This is a genomic window from Mannheimia pernigra (assembly GCF_013377995.1).
GTDB classification, from domain to species: Bacteria; Pseudomonadota; Gammaproteobacteria; order Enterobacterales; family Pasteurellaceae; genus Mannheimia; species Mannheimia pernigra.
In genome coordinates this window covers 1567955-1581272 of record NZ_CP055305.1, presented here as the reverse complement: position 1 = coordinate 1581272, position 13318 = coordinate 1567955, and the positions used below count along the sequence as shown (strand labels likewise).

11 protein-coding genes are annotated in these 13318 nt (G+C 38.1%); 8 read left to right on the top strand and 3 right to left on the bottom strand.

The annotated features are described in order from the left end of the window. Positions 1–13: 13 nt before the first annotated feature. Together dapB and HV560_RS07590 are read left to right on the top strand one after the other, a co-directional pair. Entirely contained in the window at positions 14–826 is an 813-nt protein-coding gene (gene dapB / locus HV560_RS07595; protein ID WP_176812565.1) for a 4-hydroxy-tetrahydrodipicolinate reductase, read from the top strand. 16 nt (positions 827–842) lie between these two features. Further along, the gene (locus tag HV560_RS07590; protein ID WP_159630187.1) at positions 843–1976 is read left to right on the top strand and encodes a methionine biosynthesis PLP-dependent protein; all 1134 of its coding nucleotides are present in this window, start codon (positions 843–845) and stop codon (positions 1974–1976) included. 126 nt (positions 1977–2102) lie between these two features. Here the strand turns inward: HV560_RS07590 and HV560_RS10400 are convergent, their stop codons facing one another. Further along, positions 2103–2417 (bottom strand): hypothetical protein, encoded by a 315-nt coding sequence (locus HV560_RS10400; protein ID WP_238348711.1) that lies wholly within the window; start codon positions 2415–2417, stop codon positions 2103–2105. 84 nt (positions 2418–2501) lie between these two features. Further along, positions 2502–2663 (bottom strand): type II toxin-antitoxin system TacA family antitoxin, encoded by a 162-nt coding sequence (locus tag HV560_RS07580; protein ID WP_159630191.1) that lies wholly within the window; start codon positions 2661–2663, stop codon positions 2502–2504. A 167-nt stretch (positions 2664–2830) separates the two neighbouring features. On the opposite strand from HV560_RS07580, the gene HV560_RS07575 reads away from it, so the two are divergent. Further along, positions 2831–4309, top strand: a complete 1479-nt coding sequence (locus HV560_RS07575; protein ID WP_176808434.1) for a nicotinate phosphoribosyltransferase — start codon at positions 2831–2833, stop codon at positions 4307–4309. Positions 4310–4381: 72 nt separating this feature from the next. Here HV560_RS07575 and cpdB read toward each other — a convergent pair whose 3' ends face one another. Then, the gene (cpdB, locus tag HV560_RS07570; protein ID WP_176812564.1) at positions 4382–6355 is read right to left on the bottom strand and encodes a 2',3'-cyclic-nucleotide 2'-phosphodiesterase; all 1974 of its coding nucleotides are present in this window, start codon (positions 6353–6355) and stop codon (positions 4382–4384) included. A gap of 243 nt (positions 6356–6598) precedes the next feature. On the opposite strand from cpdB, the gene HV560_RS07565 reads away from it, so the two are divergent. The 5 genes from HV560_RS07565 (at position 6599) to ilvN (ending at position 13312) form a co-directional block, all read left to right on the top strand. Next, positions 6599–7807: an acetate kinase gene (locus HV560_RS07565; protein WP_176808432.1), complete on the top strand. Its 1209-nt coding sequence runs from the start codon at positions 6599–6601 to the stop codon at positions 7805–7807. 54 nt (positions 7808–7861) lie between these two features. Next, on the top strand, positions 7862–9997 hold the full coding sequence (pta, locus tag HV560_RS07560) for a phosphate acetyltransferase (protein ID WP_176812563.1): 2136 nt from the start codon (positions 7862–7864) through the stop codon (positions 9995–9997). Positions 9998–10119: 122 nt separating this feature from the next. Further along, positions 10120–10800 carry a carbonate dehydratase gene (can, locus tag HV560_RS07555; RefSeq protein ID WP_176812562.1) on the top strand — a complete coding sequence of 227 codons (681 nt, stop codon included), beginning with the start codon at positions 10120–10122 and terminating at the stop codon, positions 10798–10800. A gap of 306 nt (positions 10801–11106) precedes the next feature. Next, entirely contained in the window at positions 11107–12828 is a 1722-nt protein-coding gene (locus HV560_RS07550) for an acetolactate synthase 3 large subunit (protein ID WP_176812561.1), read from the top strand. Then, positions 12821–13312 carry an acetolactate synthase small subunit gene (gene ilvN / locus HV560_RS07545; RefSeq protein ID WP_159630205.1) on the top strand — a complete coding sequence of 164 codons (492 nt, stop codon included), beginning with the start codon at positions 12821–12823 and terminating at the stop codon, positions 13310–13312. Before HV560_RS07550 ends, ilvN begins: the two co-directional genes overlap by 8 nt. Positions 13313–13318: the final 6 nt, after the last annotated feature.

The following is a 13318-nucleotide window of genomic DNA, read 5'->3' as shown; positions in this document are numbered from 1 at the left end:
AAAAGGAAAAAAGATGGCATTAAAAATTGGAATCGTAGGGGCTGGTGGCAGAATGGGACGCCAATTAATTCAAGCCGTTCATAATGCAGAGGACGTTGAATTAGGTGCTGCTTTTGAGCGTAAAGGCTCATCATTAGTTGGTAGCGATGCAGGTGAACTAGCTGGTGTTGGTGCGTTAGGCATTATGGTGTCTGACGATGTAGCAAAAAACGTGGCGAATTTTGATTTGTTAATTGATTTCACCCGCCCTGAAGGAACCTTAGAACACATCGCAATTTGCGTTGAAAATAAAAAGCAGATGGTGATTGGTACAACAGGTTTTGATGATGCAGGCAAAGAGGCAATTAAAGCGGCGTCTAACAAAATCGGTATCGTGTTTGCTTCAAACTACAGCGTGGGCGTAAATTTAGTGTTCAAACTGTTAGAAAAAGCAGCGAAAGTAATGGGGGATTATTGCGACATCGAAGTGATTGAAGCACATCATCGCCACAAAGTGGACGCTCCATCTGGCACGGCATTATCAATGGGGGAACATATTGCGAAAACTCTTGGACGTGATTTAAAAACGCACGGTGTTTTTGAGCGTAATGGTATTACTGGCGAACGTAAACGTGATGAAATTGGCTTTGCCACCATTCGTGCAGGCGATGTAGTGGGCGAGCATAGCGTTTGGTTTGCTGATGAGGGAGAGCGTGTAGAGATTGCCCATAAAGCCTCTAGCCGTATGACATTTGCTAATGGTGCAGTGCGTGCTGCAAAATGGTTAAGCACCAAACAAAATGGCTTATTTGATATGACCGATGTACTTGATTTAAACAATTTATAATTGAAGGATAATAAAAATGACAACGTTCAATAATATTGAAACCACATTAGTACAAATTGGTAACCGCACCGACCCAAGAACAGGGGCGGTTGCAATGCCAATTATTTTATCGACTGCTTATGGGCGTGATGGGCTAGGCGAATCAACTGGCTGGGATTACACCCGCACCAAAAACCCAACCCGTGCCGTGTTAGAGCAGGGCATCGCTGATTTAGAAGGTGGCGATGCAGGCTTTGCAATGGCATCGGGAATGGCAGCAATTCAGCTAATTATGTCTTTATTTAAAGGCTCTGATGAATGGATTATTTCAAGCGATGTATATGGTGGATCATACCGCTTGTTCGATTTTAGCCATAAAAATCACCATACATTAAAGCCTGTTTATGTAAACACCGCAGATTTAGCCGCGATTGAAGCCGCAATTACACCCAATACCAAAGCGATTTTTGTTGAAACGCCATCTAATCCATTAATGGAAGAGTGTGATGTTGCTGCAATTTCTAAAATTGCAAAAAAACACAATTTAATGTTAATTGTAGATAATACATTTTTAACACCCGTATTGTTCCGCCCAATTGAATATGGTGCTGATATTGTTGTGCATAGTGCAACCAAATATCTTTCTGGCCACAATGATGTATTAGCGGGTTTAATTGTGGCAAAAGACTCTGAAGCCACTAAAGTAAATGGTCAAAACTTAACAGAGCGTTTATTCTATTTCCAAAACTGTGCAGGTGCAGTGCTTTCGCCATTTGATTCATACCTTGCGGTGCGTGGAATGAAAACTTTGGCATTACGAATGGAGCGTCATCAAGCTAATGCAACAGAATTAGCCGCATTTTTAGCCGAGCAACCTGAAATTGACAGCGTATTATATTCAGGTAAAAGCGGTATGTTATCTTTCCGCTTACAAAAAGAAGAATGGGTACCTAAATTCCTTAAAGCAATTAAATTAATCACTTTTGCGGAAAGTTTAGGCGGTGCAGAGAGTTTCATTACTTATCCAGCAACCCAAACCCATATGGATATTCCAGAATCAGAACGTATTGCTCGTGGTATTACCAACACCTTATTGCGTTTCTCCGTTGGTTTAGAACATATTGAAGATATTAAAATGGATTTACTACAAGCATTTAAGCAATTAAGCTAAATCCCAACAAAAAATACAAGCGGTCATTTTTGTAAAAATATGTGCAAATATGATCGTTTTTTAGAACTATAAATAAAAGGAAGGTAGTTTAGTAGTTTTTATAGAATAATTCGTTACCTTTATTATTTATTTAACATAATGTGAATTATGCGAAATTACTAAAATAGTAAAAACATTAATCAAGCTATCATTATCTAGATACAGCCTCAGTTTTGTTGTACTCGCAAGCTCCGTGCTACTTTTTACTTGGTGATTTTTTGAAGTCGTGCTGGGCTTCTTGTAGTCTTTTTTGAACTTCATTATAATGATTTCTTGTAGAAAGAGCATAAAATGCTCTAACTGTTCTAACCTCTTATCTGTTTCCTCTTTTGACTCAAAACGCTTTTGCTTAAAACGAACTTCTATTGAATCTACACCAATATAGATTCTATGTTCCTGCATTTTAAGTAGTCGGACAGTTTCAAAAAAATGTTGGGGAGTGATGTGGGAAAGGGGTTATATCTGCCATAGTTTTGCTTGAAAACATTATTTGGTATTTGTTTTAGCAACATACAAGGAATGTATTTTTAAAGCCTCTAGCATTTCTGAATTAGGCTCTTTAGGATTTTCTAAACACTCAAGAATTCGCATTCGATCTTCAAGAGAAAGATTTAGAACAAGATTCGAACTCTTCTCTACTTTTTCCATTTTAATTATCTCATTAGATGACTTTCGCATAACCTGTAGGCCATTATGCGAATTTTTATTGAGGGTTATTATTTTGGGTTTATTCTCATTTTGTAATAAATACTTTCCATTTTAAACTAAGTTATGTTAGGCTTTAGCAACTTAAAATGACATAAGGAATTTGCCAAATGAATAGCATATTAGATAAAAAAATCAAATCTACTGCAATCCCATCATTATTATGTGATTTTTACAAAACCTTGCACAGAATACAATATCCAGAAGGTTCACAATTTTTATATAGCACCTTTACACCTCGTAGTAATGCAAAGGCTCCATTTCTGCATCGTATTGTTTCATTTGGTTTTCAAGCCTTTATTATGAAATACTTAATTCATTATTTTAATGATAATTTTTTCTCTCGTTCAGAATCTGAAGTTGTGACTGAATACACGAAATTTATTGCAGATACATTACACATTGAAGATTCTGGCGAACATATCGCACAATTACATCAATTAGGTTATTTGCCAATTAGAATTAAAGCTATTCCTGAAGGTAAATCAGTGGCAATTAAAGTGCCGATGATGACTATTGAAAACACGCATCCTGATTTCTTTTGGCTTACCAATTATTTGGAAACGTTGATTAATGTTTCGTTATGGCAGCCGATAACATCAGCCTCTATTGCTTTTGCTTATCGTAAAACATTAATGCAGTTTTCCGAGCAAACCTGCGATGATCATCGCCATCTACCCTTCCAATCGCACGATTTTTCAATGCGTGGAATGAGTTCATTAGAATCAGCTGAAACCTCTGGAGCTGGGCATTTAACCTCATTTTTAGGTACAGATACCATTCCTGCCATTTCATTTGTGGAAGCCTATTATGGCTCTAAAAATTTAATCGGTACATCAATTCCAGCTTCCGAGCATTCTGTAATGAGTTCGCACGGGGTTGATGAATTGCCAACCTTCCGCTATTTAATGAATAAATATCCGAATAATATGCTCTCTATTGTAGCGGATACTACCGATTTTTGGCATAACATCACGGTAAATCTGCCATTACTCAAAGAGGAAATTTTAGCTCGTCCAGAATCAGCAAAAGTTGTTATTCGCCCTGATAGTGGCGACTTTTTTACCATTATTTGTGGCGATGTTACCGCTGGAACCGAACACGAACGCAAAGGATTAATTGAGTGTTTATGGGATATTTTCGGTGGAACAATCAATAACAAAGGCTATAAAGTGCTTAATTCGCATATTGGGGCTATTTATGGCGATGGTGTAACCTATGAAAAAATGGTTAAAATTTTGGAGGGATTGGAAGCGAAAGGTTTTGCTTCAAGCAATATTGTATTTGGTGTTGGGGCTCAAACCTATCAACGCAATACAAGAGATACGCTTGGTTTTGCGATTAAAGCGACTTCCATCACCATTAATGGCGCTGAGAAAGCTATTTTCAAAGATCCAAAAACCGATGATGGCTTGAAAAAATCGCAAAAAGGCCGAGTAAAGGTAACGACTTTAGAGAGTTATATCGATGGTTTAACTGCCCTAGATGATTGTTCTGATGATCTTTTAGAAGTGATTTTTGAAAATGGTAAATTGGTTAAAGAAACTAATTTTGATGAAATTCGTCAAAATATTGCTGAACAGTTCTAGTTAAAATAAGCGGTTGAATTTTATAAAAATTTTGCCAAAAATTTAGAAAATCCAACCGCTTGTTATTTTATATTACTTCGTTAAATCAATACGATACACCGCAAAGCCTGTTTCATCGTTTTCGACATATTCCATCGGATATTGTGCATTCTCTTTAATAAAGGCTTTTGCTTTTTCCGTCGGCGAGGTTTCAACGCGGATATCCAGTTTTACGGTTGAGTTGATTGATGCAATTCGCCAGTTGTTATCGGCTTTTGGACTTACTTGTCCGTGAGCTTTACTTTCAGAAGTAATGTAGTTTGCTAGCACTTGGCGGTTTTCATCAGGGGCTGCAAAAACAATATGTTTTTCGCCCGTCCCTGGGAATTTAGCACCATAAGCTCGGTAGTTGTTTGTGGCAATTAAGAACTCTTGGTTTGGGGCAACTGGTTTATCTTCAAAAGTTAGATTAATTACACGGTGAGCGTTTTCATTAATTAACTTGCAATCGCCGTCATAACGGGCTGGTTGCGTTAAGTCAAATTGATAATTTACGCCATCAATCACATCAAAATTGTAGGTGCGGAAGCCTGTCCAATCTAGTAGATGTTGTGGTTTATCGCTCGTTGTATCAATTTGTTTGAACATACCTGCACTACATTCTAACCACTCTTTTAATTCTGTGCCGCTTACTTTAACAACCACTAACGTATTTGGATAAAGGTATAAATCTGCCGCATTACGGAAAGTTAATTTGCCTTTATCAACTTCAGTATAGCCCGTTGGATCATTTTTACGACCCCCCGCTTTAAATGGTGCGCCTGCACTTAAAACGGGTAATCCTGCAAGTTCAGGTAAGCCTTTAACGACATTTTCAACATAAGCTTTTTGTGCTTGGTTTACAATTTGGATTGTTGGATCATCTTGAATTAAGGCAAGGTAGCTGTACATATTATCTGTGGCTGTGCCAATCGGCTGAGCAACAAATTTACGGGTCTCTTCGTGTGTTTCTTTTAATAACGCTGCAATTTCTGGGTGATTTTCAACCGTAGATTTTTTCGCTTCAGCATCATAAATTGGACGTAGTTCTGCCCTGCCATCTACAACGCTCCATTTACCATTGTGTTGAGCTAAACTTAAATCAATCACGCTGATATTATTTGCCCAATAACCAGCCATACTTTGTGCTACACCTTTCATTGTGCCTTTTGCAATATCAGCATTTGGTGATGTGGCAAATTCTTTATTTGGGAACAGGCGGTGTGCGTGTCCAAAAATCACTGCATCAATACCTTTTACATCAGCAAGGTAAAAGGCGGCATTTTCTGCACCTTCTTGATAAGGTTCGTCAGATGGGCCTGTGTGAGCAAGGGCAACAATCACATCAGCACCCGCCTCTTTGAGAAGAGGAATATATTTTTGTGCTGTTTTGACAATATCTCGTGCTTCTACTTTGCCTTCAAGATTCGCTTTATCCCAAATCATTATTTGCGGTGGTACAAAGCCAATGTAGCCGATTTTGATCGTTTGCTCCATACCCTTTTCGTCAATGACTTTTTTCTCTTGAATATCATAAGGCTTGAAAAAAGGTTCATCTGTTCCAGGTTTAACAATGTTGGCATTAACAATGGGGAATTTTGCTTGTTTGATGGCATTGTCTAAATAAGCTAAACCATAGTTAAATTCGTGATTACCTAATGTGCCTGCATCATATTGCATCGCATTTAATGCCATAATTGAAGGCTCTGCTCTGCCCTCTTTTGAACCTTTGCTAGATTGGTAATCTGCAATTGGATTGCCTTGAATTAAATCACCATTATCAACTAGAATGCTGTTTTTCACTTCCTCTCTTGCTTGTTTGATGAGCGTTGCTGCACGAGTAAAGCCAAATTTTTCAGTTGGGGCGTCTTTGTAATAGTCAAAGTCTGTTAAATAACTGTGAATATCTGTTGTTGCAATGACACGTAATGCTGCTTTGCGTTGGGCATTTGCAAAAGCAGAGGGGGTTGTAGCTAATACCAATATTGCACTTGTACCGAGTTGAATAAACTTGCGTCTTTTAAGCATAAATAAATCTCCGAATGAAATAAAATTGTCAGTTGCAATATATTCTAGAAAAATAACCGCTTGTTTACTATATTTTTTTGTATTTATACTCTGTTATATCAAATTTTAAACACATTTTTGCCTTTCTTTTCACTTCAAGGATTTATTTTAGCAGCTGAAAGGTGTATCCTTTGTGGCTGAATGTACAAATAGAAATTTTTGTATTTTATTCAAAGTCATTTCATAAAATAAGGTAATTTCACCATGTCTAAAAACTTAATCTTAATCCTTAACTGTGGTAGTTCATCTCTTAAATTCGCTATTTTAGATCCTAAAACGGGTGATGAGAAATTATCAGGCCTTGCTGAGGCATTTAATTTAGACGATGCTCGTATCAAGTGGAAGTTAAATGGAGAGAAAGGTAACGCTGATTTAGGTGCAGGTGCAGCACATAGTGAAGCACTTACATTTATTGCTGAAAAATTATTATCAGATGAATTAAAAGCAAACATTGGCGCAATTGGTCATCGTATCGTTCACGGTGGCGAGAAATTTACTTCTTCTGTTGTAATTACCGATGAAGTCATTAAAGGTATTGAAGAGGCAGTTCAATTTGCTCCATTACATAACCCGGCTCATTTAATCGGTATTGAAGAATCTTTTCGTATTTTCCCTGAATTAAAAGATAAGAATGTGGCTGTTTTTGATACTGCTTTCCATCAAACTATGCCTGAGCACGCTTTCTTATATGCCCTTCCATATAAATTCTATAAAGAAAATGGTATCCGTCGCTACGGCTTTCACGGCACAAGCCATTTCTACATTACCTCACAAGTGGCTGAGCTGGTGGGTAAATCAGTTGAACAAACCAACGCCATTATTTGTCATTTAGGCAACGGCGGTTCTGTTTCTGTAGTGCGTAACGGTCAATGTATTGATACCTCAATGGGGTTAACGCCGCTGGAAGGTTTAGTAATGGGGACACGTTCAGGTGATATCGACCCCGCCATTATTTCTTTCTTATACAATAACTTAGGTATGTCAATGGAAGAAATTGATACTACTCTAGTTAAAAAATCAGGGCTTTTAGGTTTAACTGAGGTAACAAGTGACTGTCGTTATGCTGAAGATAATTATGATGATGCAAGCAAACCAGAAGCGAAACGAGCGTTAGATGTGTTCAGCTACCGTTTAGCAAAATATATTGGTTCATATATGGCAATTTTAGGTGCAGAGCACTTAGATGCTATCGCATTTACAGGCGGTATTGGCGAGAATTCAGGCTTAGTGCGTGAATTAACGTTAAATCATTTAAAATTATTCGGTATTAAGTTAGATAATGAAAGTAATCTTGCTGCTCGCTTTGGTAAAGAGGGCGTAATTACAAGCGATGACTCAGCATTTAAGGCTGTTGTTATCCCAACTAACGAAGAGTTAGTGATTGCACAAGATACTGCTAAATTAGCACTATAATGATTTACAGGGGCAGATATTCTGCCCTTTCAATTTCTAAAACTGGAAATAATTATGTCTAGAACAATTATTCTTATCCCTGTTTCAACAGGTGTTGGTTTAACCAGTGTAAGCTTAGGCCTAGTTCATGCACTAGAACAAAAAGGTGCTAAAGTCGGATTTTTAAAACCTATTGCTCAACCTATTAGCGGTGAAGATACTTTAGATCGCTCCACAACCATTATTCGGGCAGATCAAACTACTGAAGTTGGCGAGCCATTTATGTTAAGCGAAGCGGAATCATTAATTGGTCAAAACCAAACTGATGTGCTATTAGAAAAAGTGGTAGAACGTCATCAAAAACTGTCTAAAAATAATGAAATTATCATTATTGAAGGTTTAATTCCAACTCGTAAAAATTCTTATGCAAATAGCATTAACTATGAGATAGCTCAATCTCTTGATGCTGAAATTATCTTAGTTGCAACACCCGCTTCAGATACCTCAAGCCAATTAAAAGAACGTATTGAAGCCGCCGCATCACTGTTTGGAGGTCGCCATAATCCGAATTTATTAGGTGTAATCATCAACAAATTCAATGCACCTGTTGATGATTCAGGCAGAACTCGTCCAGACTTAACTGAAATCTTTGATTCATTCCAACACTCTAATAACAGTGTCTCTGAAATAGAAAATCTTTTTGCGAAAAGTCCAATTAAGTTGTTAGGCTGTATTGCTTGGAAAGCAGAGCTCATTGCAACTCGAGCAGTTGATGTTGCTAAACATTTAGGTGCTACTATTATTAATGAAGGGGAGCTTAAAACTCGCCGTATTCGTGGTGTAACCTTTTGTGCTCGTAGTTTGCCACATATGGTGGATCATTTTAAAGCTGGTAGCTTATTAGTCACCTCTGCTGATCGTCCAGAAGTGTTAGTGGCTGCCTCATTAGCAGTGATGAACGGTGTGAAAATTGGTGCGATTTTATTAACTGGTGGTTATAAAATCGATAGCATTATTGGGAAATTATGCCAACAAGCCTTTGAAACCGGTGTGCCTGTATTCCGTATTGAAGGAAACACTTGGCAGACTGCATTAAGCTTACAAAGCTTTAGCCTAGAAGTGCCTGTAGATGATAAAGAGCGTATTGCTGCGATTAAAGAATATATGGCGAGTCAATTTAATGCTAATTTCATTGATGATATGTCTAAAGCAGGCACGCGTACTCGTCGTCTTTCTCCTGCTGCGTTCCGTTATCAATTAACTGAATATGCTCGTCAAGCGAAAAAACGCATTGTTTTACCAGAAGGCGATGAACCTCGTACAGTAAAAGCCGCCGCATTATGTGCTGAACGTGGTATTGCAGAATGTGTACTATTAGCATCACCTACAGAAGTAGAGCGTGTAGCTGAAGCACAAGGTGTAACCTTAGGCAAAGGCATTACGATTGTTGATCCTGCCGCTGTTCGTGAAAATTATGTTGCTCGATTAGTTGAATTGCGTAAAGCAAAAGGTATGACAGAAGTAGTTGCTCGTGAGCAATTATTAGATAACGTAGTATTAGGTACTATGATGCTTGAAGCAAATGAAGTGGATGGCTTAGTATCAGGGGCTGTACACACCACCGCTAATACTATTCGTCCGCCAATGCAAATTATTAAAACCGCACCAGGCAGTTCTATTGTTTCTTCAATCTTCTTTATGCTTTTACCTGATCAAGTATTGGTATATGGTGATTGTGCGGTAAACCCAGATCCAACCGCAGAGCAATTAGCAGAAATTGCGATTCAATCTGCTGAATCGGCGAAAGCATTTGGTATTGAACCTCGTGTTGCGATGATTTCTTACTCAACAGGTACATCAGGTTCTGGTGCAGATGTTGAGAAGGTGAAAGAAGCAACTCGTATTGCACAAGAAAAACGCCCAGACTTAATTATTGATGGTCCGTTACAATATGATGCTGCAATTATGGAAGATGTTGCTCGTTCTAAAGCACCAAACTCTCCAGTAGCGGGTAAAGCAACGGTATTTGTATTCCCAGACTTAAACACGGGTAATACTACATATAAAGCGGTACAACGTTCTGCAGATCTCGTCTCTATCGGTCCAATGTTACAAGGTATGCGTAAACCAGTAAATGACTTGTCTCGTGGGGCTTTAGTTGATGATATCGTTTATACTATTGCACTCACTGCTATTCAGGCGACTCAATAATTCGCTTTCCATCGTTCAATAAATGCCCAGAGTTAAGGGCATTTTTTATTTTCACCTACCCGACTATTTAATTTAGTCATATAATCTCAGCTGGCTAAAATAGCATATTAAAAGGAGAATTTATGGAAAAAATTGAACGCCTATTTACGAATAATTATACTTGGGCAACTCAGATGAAAGATGAAAACTCTGATTACTTTAAAAAGTTAGCAGAGCATCAAAAGCCAACTTATCTATGGATTGGCTGCTCTGATAGCCGCGTACCCGCTGAAAAATTAACAGGATTAGAACCTGGTGAGTTATTTGTTCATCGAAATGTTGCCAATATGGTTATTCATACCGATTTTAACTGTTTATCTGTGGTGCAATATGCGGTAGATGTATTGGAAATTGAGCATATTATCATCTGCGGACACACAAACTGTGGGGGTATTAATGCCGCAATGATACAAAATGATCTTGGGTTAATTAATAACTGGTTATTACATCTGCGTGATATCTGGTTTAAACACAGCCATTTATTAGGTAATCTTCCCTATGAAGAAAGAGCAAATGTGCTAACTAGATTGAATGTGGCTGAACAAGTTTATAACTTAGGACAATCAGCGATTGTCAGATCCGCTTGGGAACGAGGTAAATCCCTCTCTCTGCACGGGTGGGTTTATGATGTCAAAGATGGCTTCTTACTCGATCAGGGGGTAATTGCAACAAGCCGAGAAAGTCTGGAAATTACTTACCGCAATGCAATTGCGAAAATTACTACAGATGCGAATGAAAAATTAACGTTAATTGATGAAGCCTAATGTTACAAGCGGTCATATTCTGTTATTTTTTTGCAAAATTTAAAATTATTAAAATGGCTATTTTTTACCCGAAAAACAATTTTAGCAATAAAAGTTTTAAATTTTGACAAAAGTATAAAATATAGAATATAAAATCAAAAACCCAAATTTAATTTAAATTATCTTTATAAAAATCTAAATTTTTTATATTTTTAGAAAATAAAACCATATTAGTTTAAGCTTGATTCAAAAAACACCACTAGACAGCCATAAAAAATTCCTGCACAATCCAACCAATTAAACAGCATTTTTTGGTTGGAGGATTTAATGAAAAAACTTTCTGGTGCAGAAATGGTTGTACAGTCCCTTAAAGATGAAGGCGTTGAATACGTTTTCGGTTATCCAGGTGGATCTGTATTAGATATTTATGATGCTATTCATACACTTGGCTTAAACCACGTTTTAGTTCGACACGAACAAGCCGCTGTGCATATGGCAGATGGCTATGCTCGTTCTACGGGTAAAGTTGGTTGTGTATTAGTGACTTCAGGACCTGGAGCAACAAATACCATTACTGGTATCTTAACAGCTTATACTGATTCTATCCCAATGGTGATTTTATCAGGGCAAGTTCCATCAAGTCTTATTGGCAGCGATGCTTTCCAAGAGAGTGATATGATAGGTATCTCTCGCCCTGTGGTAAAACACAGCTTCTTGGTAAAAAATACCGAAGATATTCCACACATCATCAAAAAAGCATTCTATATTGCTTCAAGTGGCCGCCCTGGCCCAGTGGTTATTGATATTCCAAAAGATATGGTCAATCCATTAAATAAATATCCGTATGAATATCCCAAAACCGTCGCAATGCGTTCATACAATCCAACAATACAAGGTCATAAAGGGCAAATTAAAAAAGCATTAAAAGCCTTGTTAGTAGCCAAAAAGCCTATTCTCTATATCGGTGGTGGCGTGATTAATGCTGAGTGTTCTGCAGAATTAACTGAATTTGCTCAAAAATTAAATCTTCCTGTTACGACTTCATTAATGGGATTGGGGGCCTATCCTGCTTCTGATAAGCAATTTTTAGGAATGCTGGGTATGCACGGAACTTATGAAGCCAATAATGCTATGCACGAAAGTGATTTGATTTTAGGCATTGGTGTTCGTTTTGATGATCGTACAACAAATAATTTAGCCAAATACTGCCCGAATGCTAAAGTTATTCACGTTGATATTGATCCTGCTTCTATTTCCAAAACCGTCGCGGCTTATATTCCAATTGTAGGTAGTGCAAAAAATGTGATGGACGAGTTTTTATCATTACTTGGCGATGAAAGCCTTACAAAAAGTCAGACAGATTTGACCGCTTGGTGGCAACAAATTGATGAGTGGAAAGCCCGTAATTGCTTAGCTTTTGAAGAAAGCTCAGAAGTGATCAAGCCACAACAAGTTATTAAGATGATCCACAAGCTCACTAATGGCGAGGCTTATGTTGCTTCAGACGTTGGACAACATCAAATGTTTGCGGCACTACATTATGGTTTTGACAAGCCACGCCGTTGGATCAACTCAGGCGGTGCTGGCACAATGGGCTTTGGATTACCCGCAGCAATGGGGGTGAAATTTGCTCACCCAGAAGCAACGGTTGTGTGTGTAACAGGTGATGGCAGTATTCAAATGAATATCCAAGAGCTCTCCACTGCAAAACAATACGATACACCAATTGTGATTATAAGCCTTAATAACCGTTTCTTAGGTATGGTGAAACAGTGGCAAGATATTATCTACTCTGGCCGCCATTCACAGGTGTATATGAATTCACTACCAAACTTCGCTAAATTAGCTGAAGCTTATGGCCATATTGGCATTCAAATTGATCACCCTTCCGAGCTTGAAGCAAAATTAACAGAAGCCTTTTCTATCAAAGATAAATTAGTTTTTGTCGATGTATTAATTGACGAAACGGAGCACGTTTACCCAATGCAAATTCGTGGCGGTGCAATGAATGAAATGATGTTAAGTAAAACGGAGAGAACAGATGCGTAGAACATTAGCAGTATTATTAGAGAATGAGTCAGGTGCTTTATCTCGTGTGGTTGCCCTTTTCTCACAACGTGGCTTTAACATTGAAAGTTTAACCGTTGCCCCCACTGATGACCCAAGCCTTTCAAGAATGACGATTGTTGCTCAAGGTGAAGAGCAAGTTTTAGAACAAATAGAAAAGCAATTACACAAATTAGTTGATGTGTTTAAAGTGAGTAACCTAAGTGCTTACGAACACGTTGAACGTGAGGTGCTGTTAGTAAAAGTGCGTGCAACAGGCTCATCTCGTGATGAATTAAAACGTATGGTAGATATTTACCGTGGGCAAATTGTGGATTTAACGCCGAAGCTCTACACCATTCAATTAGCTGGCTCAAGCGAGAAACTGAATGCCTTCATTGAAGCGGTGAAAGAAGAAACATCTATCGTTGAAATCGTCCGCTCAGGTGTAATTAGCCTCTCTCGTGGTGAGAAAAACGCCTTGTAAGCGGTT